This window comes from Vibrio sp. S17_S38 (assembly GCF_014694375.1).
Classification (GTDB): Bacteria; Pseudomonadota; Gammaproteobacteria; order Enterobacterales; family Vibrionaceae; genus Vibrio.
Window position 1 is genome coordinate 25379 of the sequence record NZ_JAAUWW010000003.1, and the last position, 18692, is coordinate 44070.

Below are 18692 nucleotides of genomic sequence, written 5' to 3' on the forward strand. Positions count from 1 at the left end.
AGCATGAGCAAACCAATTCAAATGGAACAGGGCGTTAAATATCGTGACGCTGATAAAATGGCACTCATCCCAACCAAAACAGTGACGGTAGAAAAAACCGACGTTTTGCGTAAACCTGAATGGATGAAAATTAAACTGCCAGCCGATAGTACTCGTATTCAAGAAATTAAAGCTGCAATGCGTAAAAATGATCTCCATTCTGTTTGTGAGGAAGCATCGTGTCCTAACTTAGCGGAATGCTTTAACCATGGCACAGCTACTTTTATGATTTTAGGCGCAATTTGTACACGTCGCTGCCCTTTCTGTGATGTTGCCCATGGCCGTCCAAATGCTCCAGAGACCAATGAGCCTCAAAAGCTAGCGCAAACCATTAAAGACATGAAGTTAAAATACGTGGTAATTACTTCTGTTGACCGTGATGATCTACGTGATGGTGGTGCAAAACACTTTGCTGATTGTAATAAAGCCATTCGTGAACATAGCCCACATATCAAAATTGAAACCTTAGTGCCTGACTTCCGTGGGCGTATGGATGTGGCATTAGATTTAATGAAAGATAATCCACCGGATGTATTCAACCATAACCTTGAAACTGCACCTCGTTTGTATCGCCGTGCGCGACCTGGTGCTAACTACAAATGGTCATTGCAATTACTTCAAAAATTCAAACAGCAGCACCCAAACATTCCAACTAAATCTGGTTTAATGATGGGGCTTGGTGAAACTAAAGAAGAGATTATTGAAGTATTAAAAGATCTACGGGCGCATGGCGTGACCATGCTAACTCTTGGGCAATACCTGGCACCTAGCCGCCACCACTTACCAGTTGAACGTTATGTCCCACCATCTGAATTTGATGAATTGAAAGATATCGCTCTTGAACTTGGATTCACTCACGCAGCATGTGGACCATTTGTTCGTTCGAGTTATCATGCGGACATGCAGGCGCAAGGCATTGAAATTAAATAACTATCAATAAGTTAAATACTAAAAGGCGAATAATTCATTATGAATCATTCGCCTTTTTAATTTTTTGAATTTAATTTTGAACTTATCAGTAAAAGGTCAGTCATATAATATGTAGCAAGCAAGATTCTGATTTTGGTTACGGCCGTCAAGTTAACCAAAATGTATCCTACTTCTGCTTTTTCATATTAATTCCTAAAATTGTTTTATGCCCAAATCACTTTGATCTGGGCTTTTTTTTGCTTACAACTAATACCCATCTTATAAACAGTCTACTTACGAATTAAGTAATCTGCCTTTCCAACCCACTTATAGCTTGTTAGCTCTTCTAAGCCCATAGGGCCACGTGCATGCAATTTCTGAGTAGATACTGCAACTTCTGCACCTAAACCAAATTGAGCACCGTCGGTGAAGCGTGTAGAGGCGTTAACATATACAGCGGCAGAGCCTGCAGAGTTTATGAATAATTCAGCATTGCGTAGTGATTCAGTCATAATAGCATCTGAATGACTGGCATTATGGACTTGCATATGATCAATTGCTTCAGCGATATTTTTCACCACTTTAATACCTAATGTATAACTTAACCACTCGGTATCAAAATCGCCTTCCACCGCATCACGCTGATTATCTGTATTAATGAAAGGTTTGGCACTGTTATCCAACACAAATGTGACTTGTTGATTAATTTTAGCAGTTAGCATTGGAAGAAATTCTTTCGCCACCTTTTCATGAACTAATAGCGTATCCAGAGAATTACACGCCGATGGTCGTTGTACTTTGGCATTTTCAACTACCGCAACCGATTTGACTAAATCAGCACTTTCATCAACAAAAATATGACTGATACCAAAACCACCAATGATGACTGGAATAGTGCTGTTTTCTTTACACATTTTATGCAAACCAGCGCCACCGCGTGGAATGATCATATCAACATAATCATCAAGTTTAAGCAGTTGAGAAACTAACTCACGGTCTGGCTTTTCAATATATTGTACAGAAGATATCGGTAATCCTGCTTTTTCTAGTGCTACTTGAATCACCTTGACCAATTCCATGTTAGAAAAAAATGTCTCTTTTCCACCACGTAAAATACTCGCATTCCCCGTTTTAAGGCATAACGCAGCAATATCAATGGTTACATTGGGGCGAGCTTCGTAAATCACACCCACCACGCCAAGTGGTACTCGACGGCGTGCTAAAGACATGCCATTTTCAAGTATCTTACTATCAATTTCGGAGCCAACAGGATCATTCAAATGAATAACATTTCTTACATCAGAGGCAATATCAGACAATCGTTGCTGATTAAGCAATAAACGATCAAGCAATGCATCAGTTAAACCAGCAGCCCGCCCTAACTCGATATCTTTGATATTCGCAGCTAAAATTTCAGCTGCATTAGCTTCAAGTTCATCTGCAATGATTGCCAATGCTTTATTTTTTTGAGCGGTCGACGCAGTTGCCAATTGAAATGAAGCTTTTTTGGCCGCTTGGCCCATTTTAATTAAGTCCACAATCTGCCCTTAATAACATTAATATAAGTGAATGAGCGCTTACTCTTGAATCACAACAAGATCATCACGATGGATAATAGTTGAGCCATATTCATAACCTAGAATGGCTTCTATATCTTTACTATGTTTTCCAATAACTTGCTCTAGCTCACTATTTGAATAACTCACAATCCCCTTCGCAAGTAACTGCCCGGATTGATTACGTAAGCGAACCACGTCACCACGAGAGAAGCTTCCCTCAATCATAATAATACCTTTGGCTAATAAACTACTTCCTCGCTCAATCACCGCTTTAGAAGCACCATCATCTATGATCAGATCCCCCACCGAAGCAGGTCCTGCTAAAATCCAACGTTTACGATTTTCTAATGACTCTGCCAATGGAAGAAAACGAGTTCCTTGAGGATGTTCACCTACCGCATCCAAAATCACATTTGGGCTACTTCCTGCTGCAATAACCACTTCGATACCAGAACGACGCGCAATATCTGCCGCTTGCAATTTTGTTGCCATACCGCCCGTTCCTAGTGTGGTGCCACTGCCACCTGCGATTTGTCTTAACGTTTCATCAATGGTTTTGACTTCACGAATAAGTTCAGCCTTTGGATCTTTGCGTGGATCAGCCGTAAATAAACCAGATTGATCGGTGAGTAATAACAATTTATCAGCGCCACATAAAATGCCTACTAATGCCGATAAATTATCATTGTCTCCAACTTTAATTTCAGAGGTCGCAACTGCATCGTTTTCATTCACGATTGGAACGATATTGTAATCAATTAGCGCATTGATAGTGTCGCGTGCATTTAAAAACCGTTCCCTGTCTTTCAAATCAGCTCGAGTCAGCAACATTTGACCTATTTTAATACCATATAAAGCAAATAATGACTCCCATACTTGAATCAATCGACTTTGCCCAACAGCAGCTAATAATTGCTTACTTGCCATTGAATTCGGCAATGCGGGATATCCTAAATGCTCACGGCCAGCGGCAATCGCACCAGAAGAAACCACCACAACCTTATGGCCTCTTTCTTTTAAGTCTGCACATTGACGGACCAAATCCACCATTCGAGCTTTATTGATTTCTAATGTACCGCCGGTCAACACACTTGTACCAAGTTTAATGACAACAGTATAAGATTCATGATGTATTTGAGCTGACATGTATTTCCTGTCAATAGACGTTTAAGTAATAGGATTGTTACCCTTTGTTTTATCAATACAGAGCAAATTAAACAAGAAGAAAAGGCGCAACAATGCGCCTTTATGAAGAATATATTTTGGTCGAGAATAAAAATCTATTTTTCTGGATGAATTTATTATTCAAACTTTAATCATATTACGCCATATCGACCGAATCTTGATGCAAACTAAGTGTAAATGAATGCTGACAGGATAAAGAATTACTCAGCTTTTGATGAAAAGCTTCCAATGTTCTTTCAACTTCTGGTTGAGCTTTCAATGGAATAGCAACGTCTATCCATTGGCCTTTTTCATCATATTGGCCATAAGAATAATTAGCGACAAAATTTTTCTCGTTTTTCTCTAGTTTCAGCCACCATCCCCAAAATTCACGCAGTTCTGGAGATTTTTGCTCATCAGTGCAAACAGATAGACAATCAAACAAGTACATTCCCGGTTGACACTCTGACTCCCTCAAATAAGGTCCAATAGCCTTCAAGGTCGTCAATAAACGAAAGTGTGTCGGTTCAGCAGCAATAGCGGTCATAGGATTCTCCACGTTATTATATAAATGCAATCATTTGTTGCATAAATGTTTTTTACCATGGTTAACCATTTACCAATATTTGTCACTCTTTTAGAGCATCATTTAACCAATCAACTGCAATTTTGAGCGCTTGCTCATAGCCTTGATGAATCGACTGAGCCGTCAATTGCATCGCTTTTCCTCCTTGACTAAATCGAGCCACACTTTGATTGTCTTCTTTGCTGCCGACAGGATCCCCTTCTAAACCTAATGCTAAGATGGGAACTGGTGTTTTCCTACTGGCCAATAGACCTTGCGATTTTAACGACCAAGCACTCATTTGCTTAGCCAAGCTCGCTATATCTACTGACTTGCGACCTAGACGAGATGCAATGGCATCAAGATGCATTTTAGGCATATTTGAAAATTTATCAGGAGTCGATAATAAACCATGAATGGGCGCTCCTAATGATACACAAGCGTGTACTTTTTCTGGCTCTAAAAATGCCATACGAGTCATTAAATTGCCGCCAAATCGCATTCCGATCAGACCGACCTTAAAATGATCAACCCATGGAATATTACGTAAATCATTAAGTACAGCGCGATGTAAACGGCACGAATCCTCAGTAAGCTTCCAATACGTATTCGTCCCAATGCCCGGCATATCAATGGTTAACATTGCGATTTCATGTTGTGCGAGATAATCATGAAAAATACGCCACATATCTGTTTGTAATGTGTCAACGCCTGCACAAACAATTACTACAGGTAATGGCCTTTCGGTATGTGGAAGATGCAAACTTGCGTCAATGGTTTTATTATCAAACGGAATCTTGAGTTTTTTGATAATATACGGGCTGTGTTCCATCGCTTGAGAATACGCTTTATTGACTAGAATTTGAGCTTGGAGAGATAACGTATCAGCATTCAGGTGTGGGTAACTAGCAATGCTAAAACACAAGCTTGCAATGTACCATTCATCAGAAGCCGCCTCACCTTTCAGAGCCGTCGCTTTATTTTGATGAAGCATTCCTTGCTGAGTCCATTCATACGACCAGTTGCCTGGACGATAGCCGGCAATAGTATCAAGCCATACTGGATGTTGATGCTGATTAGGAGAACTAGCAATTCTAGCTAATACCGATTCAGTCTCAATAGGATCTAATCCCTGCCAACTCCACTCTACACGGCGTAATGTTCTATACCACGCGCTTTGTGTCCGTTCTTGAGTTAAGTCCAACTGAATTTGGCTATCTTTTAAATACTGAACCAAGCTAGAAGTTTCGCTGGCATGTTGATGCTTATTAAATATAGATTCGGATATATTCTTGCTTTGCTCTTCCAAGTTGTATTCCTTAAAAGTCCACAGACTTCAATCTGATAGGGATAAGGTATTTTAACTGATATTTAAAGATACATCTGCGTTAATCCGTTAAGAGATGTTGCCATTGAGGGTAGCGTTGCAAGTACACTTTGGCATAACTGCATACTGGTAAAATTCTTTTACCTAACGCATCAATATCGTTTAATACCGTTTCCATTAAAATTTTACCACACCCCTTCCCTCTTAATTCATCAGGTACAAAAGTGTGAGTAATAACCAAAGTATCGCCATTTAAATGATAATCTAAACGTGCCCAATAATTAGGCTCGACTTCCACTTGATAGCGCCCTAACTGTTGATCATGAGTAAACACGGCCATATTTTTTCCTCTCTCTATTTTGTCCATAAACACAAAAACCCCATGCAACCCTCTCAAATGAGAATATTGTATGGGGCTTCAATATAGAGCAAAGAAACTATTTTTGCTTGCGATTTACTGGCTCTTCAAATTGTAGAGTCATATCCCAAGGCTGCTCAATCCAAGTGTCTTGCGCAATATCAACAATGTAGTCATCAACTAACTCTTGGCCTGCAGGTTTTGCACACACACAAATTAGCTTAGCTTTTGGGTACATTTGACGAATATGACGAGCGGTATCACCGCTATCCACTAAATCATCCACGATTAAGAAACCTTCACCATCACCTTCGATAGTTTTAAGCACTTTCATTTCACGTTGATGGTCATGGTCGTAGCTTGAGATACAAATCGTATCAACATAACGAATACCTAACTCACGCGCTAGAATTGCAGCTGGGACCAAACCACCGCGGCTTACACCAACGATACCTTTCCATTGCTCTGCTGGCATTTGTTTAGCAGCAAGTTGACGACAATACATCTGCATATTGTCCCAAGTAACGATAAATTTATTACTCATAATATAAACCTGTTTTATGCCCTGTTGATTAAAAACTACCACCTTCTATGATAGCTTTTAATAGTTGGGCCATTTATTTTATAGTTCTAATCCGTATCAAAAACGATTACGCACCAGTAAGAATGAATTTCAATAAGAAAATAGCCGCTAGAATCCACACGCCCACATGTACTTCTCGTGCTTTGCCACTTAATAGCTTAATCGCTGCATAAGTTACAAAACCCATTGCGATACCTTCCGCAATTGAAAATGTTAAAGGCATTAATAAGCAGACGACAGCAACAGGAGCAGCTTCACTTAAGTCATCCCATTGGATATTAACTAAGCCTGACATCATTAATATAGCAACATAAAACAATGCGCCAGTCGTTGCATAAGCTGGGATCATACCGGCTAATGGCGAGAAGAATAATGCAAATAAGAATAAAACGCCAACAGTAACCGCTGTTAAACCTGTACGTCCACCAACGGCAACACCAGCAGTACTTTCAACAAATGACGTCGTATTAGATGTACCTAACAAAGCACCAATAGCGGTTGCTGTTGAATCAGAAAGTAAGGCTTTATTTAGACGAGGGATCTTGCCATCTTTACCAATAAAACCAGCTTTATTGGCCACACCAACAAGAGTTCCTGCGGTATCGAATAGGTCAACAAATAAGAAAGCAAAAATAACCGAGATCATACCAACATCAGTGATAGTCGAGAAATCCAACTGCAAGAAAGTTGGCTCAATACTTGGCGGTATAGAAACAATGCCGTGATATTCAACATTACCGACAAGAATACCTAAAGCCGTGGTGGCCAAAATAGCAATCATAACTGCTGCGCGGTAACCACGTTGAACAAGCACGATAGTCAGTACAAAGCCTAATGCACCAAGCATTGCAGGGATAGAGGTTAAATCACCTACGCCAACTAAAGTCGCTTGGTTACCGACAACAATGCCAGCGTTCTTCAAAGCAATTAACGCAAGGAACAAACCAATACCAGCAGAAATACCTAAACGTAGAGATACCGGAATAGAGTTAATAATCAACTCACGGATTTTAAATAAGCTTAAAAGAATAAATAACACACCAGAGCAAAATACAGCAGCTAACGCCATTTGCCATGTGTGTCCCATGCCTAATACAACGGTATAAGTAAAGAAAGCATTCAACCCCATTCCAGGAGCTTGGGCAATGGGATAATTAGCATAAAGCCCCATAATAAAACAGCCAATTGCAGCAGCAAGGCAAGTTGCCACAAAGACAGAGCCATGATCCATACCTGTGCTTGATAAAATAGCAGGGTTGACGAAAATGATATAAGCCATCGTCAAAAAGGTAGTCATTCCTGCCAAAATCTCAGTTTTAACGTTGGTACCATACTCTGATAGCTTAAAGTACTTTTCTAACATGTTTTATTCCTAAAAAGTGAACGATCCGTCGGCTACAATCGATTGCGCAATCGATTGTCAAAATGAGGGGTATTTTTCCAAAAAAAAGGGCACAAAGCAAACTGTATCTAGGTTTATTGAGGTATTTATTAACAGATAAAAAAATACCACCTAAAACAGGTGGCAGTAGAACTAAACGAAGCCGAAACGGCTAGAATAATTCTTAATGATAAGGGGTATTTAGCACACAATTAAAGTAAGTATTAGGTGTATCAAAATATCGTCCAAATCGAACAACATATTTCAATATTGAAGCACAAACTTACTATATCGTAATCAAGTATCACCCGCATGAGCAGTTGATATCAAATAGTGATGTAAATATACTAAATTCGTAATTTAATTACAATAAAAACTTGTAATAGAATATTAAAAGGATTCAAGAGTGACTAAAGTCACCTTTTTAGGTAATTAAAATTCTTACAGCTTATCGATTTTATGTAAACTTACCCCATCTATACATAAAAAATAGTCTTTAGCGAAACTTAACACCCCTGTACATCCTCGCATTCAAAGTGCATTATTCTAGAATATTCGGATTAATCCCGTTCATTTCCACTGTATTTACTGCATTAGGAGTTATTTGTGTCTAAACCTCATTCTGAAATAAGCCAATTATCCCCACAGCCTGTTTGGCAATTTTTTGACAAAATCTGTTCTTTCCCTCATCCATCAAAACATGAAGAAGCATTAGCTCAATACATTGTATCGTGGGCACAAGAACAAAGCTTGGAAGTACGTCGTGATCAAACTGGCAACGTCTTCATAAAAAAACCAGCAACAGCAGGAATAGAAAACAAAAAATCCGTTGCTCTACAAGCTCACATTGATATGGTTCCTCAAAAAAATGAAGGAACCGACCATGACTTTGCGCTAGACCCTATTCAACCTTATATTGATGGTGACTGGGTAACGGCTAAAGGAACGACTTTAGGTGCAGATAATGGTATGGGCATGGCATCTTGCTTAGCCGTATTAGCATCAAATGATATAAAGCATGGGCCACTAGAAGTATTACTCACAATTGATGAAGAAGCGGGTATGACTGGCGCTTTTGGGTTAGAAAAAAACTGGCTTAGCGCTGATATCCTACTTAATACCGACTCAGAGCAAGAAGGTGAAGTGTACATGGGTTGCGCTGGCGGTGTGAATGCCTCGTTAATCTTTGATATTAAACGCACTGCACTTAAAAGTGATGCTATACAGCAAAAACTAACAATAAAAGGCCTTAAAGGAGGTCACTCTGGTTGTGACATTAACACTGGCCGTGGTAATGCCAATAAAATCCTTGGTCGCTTTCTAGCCGAATCTGCTGAAACACTTGGCCTTGAAGTCATTGAATTCCAAGGTGGTAGCTTACGAAATGCTATCCCGCGCGAAGCCTCTGTGATTGTTGCAGTACCGTCAAAAAACAAGGCCGAATTAGCGTCCGCCTTTGAGCAATATATACAAACTGTTAAACAAGAGTTAGGTAAGGTTGAAACCACGCTTCAATCTCAATTAACCAATGACACAAGTGCACTAGCACCATTAAACCAACAAGATCAAAATCGTTTCATTGCGAGTTTAAATGCTTGTCCAAATGGTGTGATCCGTATGGATGACAATATCGAAGGTGTTGTTGAAACCTCTCTAAATGTTGGTGTTATTACCACAGGAGAAGATAAAATTACCATTTTATGCTTGGTTCGTTCTCTTATTGATTCGGGCCGTGAAATGGTTGAAAGCACGCTAGGCTCACTCGCACAGCTGGCGGGCGCAACATTAAAACTCGATGGTACTTACCCGGGTTGGAAACCAGATGCAGACTCTGAAATCATGCATATATTCCGTGATGTTTATGAAGGGATCTACGGACGAAAACCAAATATCATGGTTATTCATGCTGGCTTAGAGTGCGGTTTATTTAAAAAACCCTACCCTGAAATGGATATGATCTCATTTGGTCCTACGATTAAATTTCCACATTCACCTGATGAGAAAGTAGAGATCGCGAGTGTAGCGCTTTATTGGGAACAAATGATTGCCATTTTAGAAAACATCCCAGAAAAAGCATAAAATATAAACTGAGTCCCTAGTTCAGAGGCATTGCTTAGCTTGTCTATATTAGCAAGCTCATTTGCATTGTTAGCCGCTAGGGACTATTGCGCTCCCTTCTACAATAAACATAACTGCTGATTCAATTCATCAGGCTTTAGCATCACATTCAAGCCGAGTAGACGGATTTCCCGGCCATGGCTACGTTTTAAAATATCCTCTAATAACGATTCGAAATCACCCAAGTTTAAATACTTATAACTATGTTCAATCGTGGTTTGTTGAAAATCTGCAAACTTCACCTTTATACCTTGCTTCAAAATTTGCTTATCCGGACTCACTTTTAATAAACGTTTTTCGAGTTCAGGGTATAGCTTATCTTCAATTACCTGCCAACATTGAGTATAAGACTGGATATTAACGCTAAAAGTTCTCTCAACACCGACCGACTTTCTTTGCCGCTCAATCACCACTTCTCTTTTATCAATAGCATGGCTGCGCTGCCACAAAGATGCTCCCATTCGTCCAAACTGACGTAACAAATCGCTATAATTAGCTTGCTTCACATCAAGGCAAGTATATAAATTGGCCTTATGTAATTTAGCGATACTCACCTTCCCAACACCCGGAATTTTTTCTAATGGCAACTCATCGATTGTTGATTGGACTTTATTTGGGGGGATGACTGCGACACCATTAGGCTTATTAAGATCAGATGCTATTTTAGCTAAAAACTTTAATGGCGCTACACCTGCCGAAGCGGTTAAATTTAACTCTCTTTCAATATCTTGTCGTATAGCCTGTGCAATTAAGGTTGCTGAACCATGATGTATCAAACAATGGCTGACATCTAAGTAAGCTTCATCTAATGATAAAGGTTCGATTAAATGTGTATAACGCTCAAAAATGGCACGAATTTGCTTTGAAACGGCTTGATATACAGACATTCTGCCAGGAACTAAAACAAGATTAGGACAAAGTTGAAACGCTTTTGCCGTCGGCATAGCAGAACGTACGCCATATTCTCTCGCTTTATAATTACAAGTACTGATCACTCCGCGCTGTTTTTCATTGCCACCAACCGCAAGAGCAACCTCTCGATATTGCGGAAAGTCCCTCATTTCAACCGCAGCGTAAAAACAATCCATATCGATATGAATAATTTTTTTAGTATCCATAAAACAGCACCACCAAAAGACTGTATATAAAAACAGTGTCAATGATAGCGGAGTTCAGTAATAAAGCCTAATAAAGTTGTGGGTTAAAATGATACATATACAAAAAAGCCCTTACCCAATTAAGAGTAAAGGCCATAATGACAACTCAAAATAAAAATTATTGAATACGGTTACTTTCCCACTCTGCCAATTTTTGTGCTCGAATGGCGGCTTTTTCTTCACGCTTTTTGCGAGCATCACAAGGCTCTGGGCAGTTACAAACCTTATCAACACCAACTGAACCTAAACCACCACAACTGCCTTTTACTACCTTCTTCTGAAAGATATAGCCGACAGACATCGCGGCAATGACCAATACAAACACTAAAAAAGTGATCAAATACGTTGTCATGATAAAATCCTCGTTTGTTATTGCTTATCGTTCAGATAAGGCTTAAATGCTTCTGATGCATATTCTTTAAAGCCATCGTCGGTTTTAACAATATACAACACTGGAATATTTTCTTTATTCGCAATACGGATTCCTTCCACTTCACCCAATACCATCAATCCTGTTGAAAGGCCATCAGCTGTCATACATGATGCATCTAATACCGTGACCGATACAACTTTATTATTAATTGGTTTGCCTGTTTTAGGGTTAATAATATGAGAATAACGGACGCCATTTTCTTCAAAGTAATTACGATAATCACCAGAAGTGGCTATCGCCATATCACCAGGTTCAATTATATTTTCTACTGAGCGCTCATTGGATACAGGCTTCTCAACGGCTATACGCCACGCAACACCGTCACGATTATGTCCTTTAACACGGATCTCTCCACCCACTTCGACCATATAATTCAGTATACCAATCGACTCTAAATAATCTGCCACTTCATCAGTACCACGTCCTTTAGCTATACTTGATAAGTCGACATACAGGTCAGGAATATCTTTAATTAAAGTATCTCCTGTCTCAGATAAATGTTGAATACCAGTAATAGCACGGCGATGCTCAAGTTTTTCAGCAGTTGGCGTATGATCTGGACGATCTTCAGGACCAAATCCCCACAAGTTAACAATTGGGCCAACCGTCACATCCATAGCCCCTTCCGTTATTTTATTGATGCGTAAAGCTTCGCGAACAACAGTCGCGGTATCTTCAGACACAGTAAAAGGCTCACTGCTACGATGCTGGTTAAACTGGCTTAATTCTGAATCAGGTCGATAGGTCGACATTTCATCGTTTACTTTTTCCAGAACTTTATCGACTTCTTTTTGGATATCTTCAGGAGCTAGCGGATTACTTTCAGTTAGGTACTTAACATTGTATCCAGTTCCCATTGTTGGGCCTGAAATGTGCACTTGCTGAGGTGGCTTAGAGCAGCCAACTAAAACAAATATAGACAAAACCAGTGTAAGCGAGTATTTCGCTCGATTAGCAAGATGAATAGCACTTAATTTCACTTGCTTACTCCTTAATGTAATAAAAAATCAGAAATAACTATTAAATCAATTCGATAAAAACGTTATTTCTCATTATTTCAAATTAAAAAATAATGGCTGACTTAATTAAGTCAGCCATTAATATCAATCCGTTAGCAACAATTAGCCACCGAAGTCATCTAATAGAATGTTTTCGTCTTCGACACCCAAATCTTTCAGCATACCGATAACGGCAGCATTCATCATTGGTGGACCACACATGTAGTACTCACAATCTTCAGGCGCTTCATGATCTTTCAAGTAGTTTTCATAAAGCACATTGTGGATGAAGCCAGTGTAGCCATCCCAATTATCTTCAGCCATCGGATCAGACAGAGCGCAATGCCATACGAAGTTGTCATTCTCTGCAGCAAGCTTATCGAAATCTTCAATGTAGAACATTTCACGCTTAGAACGCGCACCATACCAGTAAGACATCTTACGATTTGATTGTAAACGTAATAGCTGATCGAAGATATGAGAACGCATTGGAGCCATACCAGCACCACCACCGATGAAGACCATTTCTGCATCCGTATCTTTAGCGAAGAACTCACCAAATGGACCTGAAATAGTACATTTATCACCTGGTTTCAATGACCAAATATACGAAGACATAATACCTGGTGTTACATCTGGGTTATTTGGTGGTGGGGTCGCAATACGCACATTAAGCTTAATCAAGCCACGCTCTTCTGGGTATGAAGCCATAGAGTATGCTCGGATAGAATGCTCTTTAACCACTGACTCATAACGGAACAAATTAAATTTATCCCAATCACCACGATATTCTTCTGGAATATCAAAATCAGAATACTTAATGTGATGTGGTTCAGCTTCAATCTGAATATAACCACCAGCGCGGAACGGTACTTCTTCCCCATCAGGGATCTTAAGCACAAGTTCTTTGATGAAAGTTGCTTCGTTGCCATTAGAAAGAACTTCACATTCCCACTTTTTAACACCGAAGATTTCTTCAGGAAGTTCGATTTCCATGTCGTTTTTCACTGCTACTTGGCAGGCTAAACGTTCACCTTCACGAGCTTCACCTTTACTGATGTGATCCAATTCTGTTGGCAGAATATCACCACCACCAGATTTAATTTTCACGCGGCACTGGCCACATGAACCACCACCACCACACGCAGACGATACAAAGATACCTTTGCTCGACATTGCGCTTAGTAACTTATCACCAGGAGAAGTAATAATACTTTTCGCTGGATCTCCATTAATGGAAATCGTAATGTCACCTGTTGGTACTAATTTCGATTTAGCAAACAAAATCACTAAAACTAAAACTAGTACAATCAGAGTAAACAATCCGACACCAAGAAGAATAATGTCCATTGACTATTTTCCTTATTTATTGGGTGCTTACCCTACAGTTGAATACCAGAGAAAGACATAAAGCCTAGCGCCATTAAACCAGCAGTGATAAAGGTAATACCTAAACCACGAAGTCCTGGTGGTACATCTGAATATTTCATTTTTTCACGAATACCAGCCAAAGCAACAATTGCAAGCATCCAACCTAAACCAGAACCGAAACCATATACAATAGACTCAGTAAAGTTGTAATCACGCTGAACCATGAAAGATACACCACCAAAAATGGCGCAGTTCACAGTAATTAACGGTAAGAAGATACCTAATGCGTTATACAAAGGTGGGAAAAAGCGATCAAGCACCATTTCCAAAATTTGTACTAAAGCCGCGATCACACCGATAAAAGTAATGAAATTAAGGAAGCTAAGATCAACACCGTCAATTAGTGCACTATCTTTAAGTACATAGGTATAAACAAGGTTATTCAATGGTACCGATAACGTTAGAACCACAACAACCGCAACACCAAGACCAATAGACGTCTTAACTTTTTTCGATACTGCTAAGAAAGTACACATGCCTAAGAAGAAAGACAGTGCCATGTTCTCAATAAAAATAGAGCGAACTAGTAAGCTAATATAATGTTCCACGACAACTACTCCTTCGCTTCAATTTGTTCAGGTTTCACAGTTCGGATAATCCAAATCAAGAAACCAATCAAGAAGAATGCAGAAGGTGCAAGTAACATCAAACCATTAGGTTGATACCAGCCACCGTCTTTAATTAATGGCAATACTTCCATACCAAATAATCTTCCTGAACCAAGTAATTCGCGGAAAAAGCCAACCACGATCAATACAAAGCCGTAACCTAAGCCATTAACAATACCATCAACAAAAGAAGGAATTGGAGGTGACTTCATTGCAAACGCTTCAGCACGCCCCATTACGATACAGTTGGTAATAATCAAGCCAACAAAAACAGATAACTGTTTTGAAATATCGTAAAAGTAAGCACGTAGAACCTGATCAACCACGATTACCAAAGATGCAATAATTGCCATTTGGACAATTATACGCACACTATTTGGAATATGATTACGCATCAAGGACACAAAGAAGTTAGAGAATGCTGTTACTAGCATTACTGCAATCGTCATAACGAATGCGGTTTCTAATTTCGTTGTTACGGCTAACGCTGAACACACACCCAACACTTGAAGTGCAATCGGGTTGTTATCAACAATCGGAGCAATAACGACTTTTCTAAATTCTTTAATACTCGCCATTAGTTAAGTTCTCCCGCTTGTACTTTTGCAAGGAATGGACCATAACCCATATCGCCTAACCAGAAATCAAAAGTATGTTGAACACCATTACTGGTTAATGTTGCACCAGAAAGCGCATCAACACCATGTTCTGAACCTTGTGGCGCGCCACCTTTAATAACTTTAATGGCTGGCTGATTGTTTTCATCAAACAGTTTCTTGCCAATAAACTGATCACGCCATTTAGGGTTTTCAACTTCACCACCAAGCCCAGGAGTTTCACCTTGTTGGTAATAAGTAATACCTTTAACTGTATTACCATCAGTCTCAACCGCAACAAAAGCGTACATCATCGACCATAAACCAGTGCCATTCATCGGTAAAATAACTTCCGTCACTTTATCGTCGTTTTTCACAAGGTAAACAATGCCATGATTCGCACGACGAATGATTTTGGCCTTATCTTGTTCTGGTGTTAACTTGATTGATTCATCTACATTTTTAGCTGCAGCGCGTTCATCAAATTTAGTCGCATCACCATCAACAAACTCACCCGTTTTAAAATCGATTAAACGCGGTTCAATGTGCTGACGGTAAATAGCTTGTATATCATTCGCATCTTTAGCTTCAAAGCCAGCAACAGCAACGATATTACTTTGCACATCAAGTTTAGCATTTGCGACTTGTTTTGGTTTTAACACTACCGCTGCCGTTGATACTACGATTGAACACACTAGGCTCAATGCAATAACAATAATCAGCGTTCTTTTAATGCTATCGTTATTATTTGCCATAGCGAGCTAATCTCCTTTTGACGTTTTTCTCAACGACAAAGTAATCAAACAATGGTGCGAACAAGTTAGCAAATAGAATTGCCAGCATCATCCCTTCAGGATAAGCAGGGTTAACCACTCGAATTAACACACACATTACACCAATCAAAATACCGTACCACCACTTACCTTTATTGGTAAACGAGGCCGAAACTGGATCGGTTGCCATGAAAATCATACCGAAAGCAAAACCACCTAAAACAAGGTGCCAATACCAAGGCATTGCAAACATTGGGTTCGTCGATGAGCCAATAACATTAAATATTGTTGCTACTGCTGCCATTCCGATCAGCACACCTGCAATGATACGCCATGATGCAATTCGCATATAAACGATCATCAAGCCGCCAAGGATCAGTGCCAAAGTAGAAACTTCACCAATTGCACCTGGAATATTACCGATAAAAGCGTCCATCCAAGTAATAGACTGGCCACTTACCGTATTAACCAAAGCACCATGACCACCTTGAGCCCATTGACTTAAAGCAGTTGCTCCTGAAAAGCCATCAGCCGCAGTCCAAACTACATCACCTGAAATTTGAGCAGGATAAGCAAAGAATAGGAATGCACGACCAGCAAGTGCAGGGTTTAAGAAGTTACGACCTGTACCACCAAAAATTTCTTTCGCAACGACAACACCAAAGGTAATACCTAAAGCGGCCTGCCAAAGAGGAAGCGTTGGTGGGACAATTAACGCAAACAAAATAGAAGTAACAAAGAAACCTTCATTGACTTCATGCTTACGTACCATGCAGAACAATACTTCCCAAAAGCCGCCCACAATGAATACGGTTGCGTAAATAGGTAGGAAGTAAGTTGCGCCTAGCATCATCATGCTACCCCAACCAGCTCCTGCTCCTAATGTGCCACCCAACATCTCGGTAAACCAGTAATGCCAGTCACCCGCAACGATAGATGCAAATTGATCACCAGAATACATGTGATTTAAAGCATCAATAGCTTGATGACCTGTGTTGTACATCCCCCAGAACATTGCAGGGAAAACAGCAAGCCATACCATGATCATGATGCGTTTCAAATCAACGCTATCACGAACATGAGAACTGCGTTTTGTTACAGTACCTGGTGTATAAGCTAAAGTTGCAGCCGCTTCATATAAAGCAAACCAACGCTCATGCTTACCGCCTGGTTCAAAATGCGGTTCAATATCTTCAATAAATTTCTTAAGGCCCATGAATTACCCTTCCTTCTCGATCTTATCTAGGCAATCGCGAAGTAATTCGCCATATTCATATTTGCCTGGACATACAAAGGTACACAATGCCAAATCTTCTTCTGCAAGTTCCAACACACCCAAGCGTTGAGCACTGTCAGAGTCACCAGCACATAAGTCACGAAGCAACAATGTTGGTTCGATATCCAAAGGCATAACACGCTCATAATTACCAATTGGCACCATTGCACGGTCACTACCATTGGTCGTTGTCGTCATATTGAAAACTCGACTTGGAAATAAGTGACTTAAGAATGAACGAGTAATTGAAAACTTATCTTTACCAGGCATTGCCCAGCCTAAGAACTCTTTTTCGCGGCCTTCATGCAAAACTGAAACTTGCATGTGATAACGACCTAAATACGCGTGTGGGCCTGAAGCCTGAGTACCAGACAATACAGAACCAGAAATAACACGAACTTCACCCGGCAATACTTCGCCTTCAGTAACATCATCTAGACTTGCGCCAATTTGAGTACGAATAAGACGAGGATTTTTAGTTGCAGGACCCGCTAGAGAAATAACACGATCAGTATTAATTTCACCAGTTAGGAATAACTTACCGAATGCAATCACATCCTGATAATTTAGACTCCACGCAACGTTAGTTAGGCTTACTGGGTATAAATAATGCATGTGCGTACCGACTAAACCAGCAGGATGCACACCAGAGAACTCGTGCTCTTCAACATTCGATTGAGAAGAATTTGGTAACGTTTGATTTCCTTTACAGACATAAACTTTACCAGCAGTTAAAACAGAAAGAATATCTAAACCTGCTTTAAATGCTTCTGGTTGTTCATTAATTATCACCGCAGCATCCGCAGCCAATGGACTAGTATCCATGGCTGTTACGAAAATTGCCTGAGTGTTGGATTCAATGAGAGGAACCTTGCTGAACGGACGAGTTCGCAGAGCAGTCCACATACCAGACTCAACTAATTGCGACACAATAACCTTACGGTCAAGTTTCGCTAGTTGATCGATAGTGAAGCTTTCGAAAGTCACTTGGTCATCACCCGACACTTCAATCACAACAGATTGAAGCACACGCTTTGCACCACGATTGACTTCGATAACTTTACCGCTTGCAGGTGAAGTGTACTGAACGCCAGGATTCTTTTTATCAACAAAAAGAACTTGGCCTTTTTTCACTTCATCATCTACGCGAGCATGCATTGTTGGACGCATGCCTACGTACTCTTCGCCAAGCAAGGCGACAGTTTTGATGGTAGGACCATCACTAATCACTTGGGCTGGAGTTCCAGAAATTGGAAGGTCCATACCCTTTTTTATTGTAATCATACGCAGTTGCACTACTTTATTTTAGGAAATAGGATTCTTTGTATTGTGCGACTTGAGACACGACATTTTATTTTATTGTGTCCAGTTCTGACTCTATGTGATCAGAATCGCAACATCCGCATAGAAAGGTCTA

General features: G+C 40.0%; 18 protein-coding genes. 2 read left to right on the plus strand and 16 right to left on the minus strand.

Annotation, left to right across the window (positions count from 1 at the left end; genetic code table 11):
• The first annotated feature begins 3 nt into the window (after positions 1 to 3).
• Positions 4 to 969, plus strand: coding sequence for a lipoyl synthase (gene lipA / locus HC725_RS03120; protein ID WP_190330323.1), 966 nt, complete (start codon positions 4 to 6; stop codon positions 967 to 969).
• Between the two features lie 269 nt (positions 970 to 1238).
• On the opposite strand, the gene HC725_RS03125 is transcribed toward lipA, so the two are convergent.
• The 7 genes from HC725_RS03125 to HC725_RS03155 form a co-directional block, all read right to left on the minus strand.
• Positions 1239 to 2486 (minus strand): glutamate-5-semialdehyde dehydrogenase, encoded by a 1248-nt coding sequence (locus HC725_RS03125; protein ID WP_190330324.1) that lies wholly within the window; start codon positions 2484 to 2486, stop codon positions 1239 to 1241.
• 39 nt (positions 2487 to 2525) lie between these two features.
• The gene (gene proB / locus HC725_RS03130) at positions 2526 to 3653 is read right to left on the minus strand and encodes a glutamate 5-kinase (protein ID WP_190330325.1); all 1128 of its coding nucleotides are present in this window, start codon (positions 3651 to 3653) and stop codon (positions 2526 to 2528) included.
• A 175-nt stretch (positions 3654 to 3828) separates the two neighbouring features.
• A complete protein-coding gene (gene crl, locus HC725_RS03135; RefSeq protein ID WP_190330326.1) occupies positions 3829 to 4218 on the minus strand; it encodes a sigma factor-binding protein Crl in 390 nt (129 codons plus the stop codon).
• An 82-nt stretch (positions 4219 to 4300) separates the two neighbouring features.
• Positions 4301 to 5545: an esterase FrsA gene (gene frsA / locus HC725_RS03140; RefSeq protein ID WP_190330327.1), complete on the minus strand. Its 1245-nt coding sequence runs from the start codon at positions 5543 to 5545 to the stop codon at positions 4301 to 4303.
• Between the two features lie 79 nt (positions 5546 to 5624).
• Positions 5625 to 5903, minus strand: a complete 279-nt coding sequence (locus HC725_RS03145; RefSeq protein ID WP_190330328.1) for a GNAT family N-acetyltransferase — start codon at positions 5901 to 5903, stop codon at positions 5625 to 5627.
• Between the two features lie 97 nt (positions 5904 to 6000).
• Positions 6001 to 6465, minus strand: a complete 465-nt coding sequence (gene gpt, locus HC725_RS03150; protein ID WP_190330329.1) for a xanthine phosphoribosyltransferase — start codon at positions 6463 to 6465, stop codon at positions 6001 to 6003.
• Positions 6466 to 6571: 106 nt separating this feature from the next.
• Positions 6572 to 7867 (minus strand): NCS2 family permease, encoded by a 1296-nt coding sequence (locus HC725_RS03155; RefSeq protein WP_190330330.1) that lies wholly within the window; start codon positions 7865 to 7867, stop codon positions 6572 to 6574.
• Between the two features lie 624 nt (positions 7868 to 8491).
• On the opposite strand from HC725_RS03155, the gene HC725_RS03160 reads away from it, so the two are divergent.
• Entirely contained in the window at positions 8492 to 9964 is a 1473-nt protein-coding gene (locus HC725_RS03160; protein WP_190330331.1) for a beta-Ala-His dipeptidase, read from the plus strand.
• A 98-nt stretch (positions 9965 to 10062) separates the two neighbouring features.
• Here the strand turns inward: HC725_RS03160 and dinB are convergent, their stop codons facing one another.
• From dinB to HC725_RS03205, 9 genes are all read right to left on the minus strand, one after another.
• Positions 10063 to 11121 carry a DNA polymerase IV gene (gene dinB, locus HC725_RS03165; protein ID WP_190330332.1) on the minus strand — a complete coding sequence of 353 codons (1059 nt, stop codon included), beginning with the start codon at positions 11119 to 11121 and terminating at the stop codon, positions 10063 to 10065.
• A gap of 157 nt (positions 11122 to 11278) precedes the next feature.
• Positions 11279 to 11512 (minus strand): (Na+)-NQR maturation NqrM, encoded by a 234-nt coding sequence (nqrM, locus tag HC725_RS03170; protein ID WP_190330333.1) that lies wholly within the window; start codon positions 11510 to 11512, stop codon positions 11279 to 11281.
• Positions 11513 to 11529: 17 nt separating this feature from the next.
• Positions 11530 to 12522, minus strand: coding sequence for an FAD:protein FMN transferase (locus tag HC725_RS03175; RefSeq protein WP_194687862.1), 993 nt, complete (start codon positions 12520 to 12522; stop codon positions 11530 to 11532).
• 192 nt (positions 12523 to 12714) lie between these two features.
• Positions 12715 to 13941, minus strand: a complete 1227-nt coding sequence (gene nqrF / locus HC725_RS03180; RefSeq protein ID WP_190330335.1) for an NADH:ubiquinone reductase (Na(+)-transporting) subunit F — start codon at positions 13939 to 13941, stop codon at positions 12715 to 12717.
• A gap of 32 nt (positions 13942 to 13973) precedes the next feature.
• Positions 13974 to 14570, minus strand: coding sequence for an NADH:ubiquinone reductase (Na(+)-transporting) subunit E (gene nqrE / locus HC725_RS03185; RefSeq protein ID WP_190330336.1), 597 nt, complete (start codon positions 14568 to 14570; stop codon positions 13974 to 13976).
• A gap of 5 nt (positions 14571 to 14575) precedes the next feature.
• A complete protein-coding gene (locus tag HC725_RS03190) occupies positions 14576 to 15208 on the minus strand; it encodes an NADH:ubiquinone reductase (Na(+)-transporting) subunit D (protein WP_190330337.1) in 633 nt (210 codons plus the stop codon).
• Entirely contained in the window at positions 15208 to 15981 is a 774-nt protein-coding gene (locus HC725_RS03195; RefSeq protein WP_190330338.1) for a Na(+)-translocating NADH-quinone reductase subunit C, read from the minus strand. The genes HC725_RS03190 and HC725_RS03195 overlap by 1 nt, the downstream gene beginning before the upstream one ends.
• Positions 15971 to 17215: an NADH:ubiquinone reductase (Na(+)-transporting) subunit B gene (locus HC725_RS03200; protein WP_190330339.1), complete on the minus strand. Its 1245-nt coding sequence runs from the start codon at positions 17213 to 17215 to the stop codon at positions 15971 to 15973. The genes HC725_RS03195 and HC725_RS03200 overlap by 11 nt, the downstream gene beginning before the upstream one ends.
• 3 nt (positions 17216 to 17218) lie before the next feature.
• Positions 17219 to 18559: a Na(+)-translocating NADH-quinone reductase subunit A gene (locus HC725_RS03205; protein ID WP_190330340.1), complete on the minus strand. Its 1341-nt coding sequence runs from the start codon at positions 18557 to 18559 to the stop codon at positions 17219 to 17221.
• Positions 18560 to 18692: the final 133 nt, after the last annotated feature.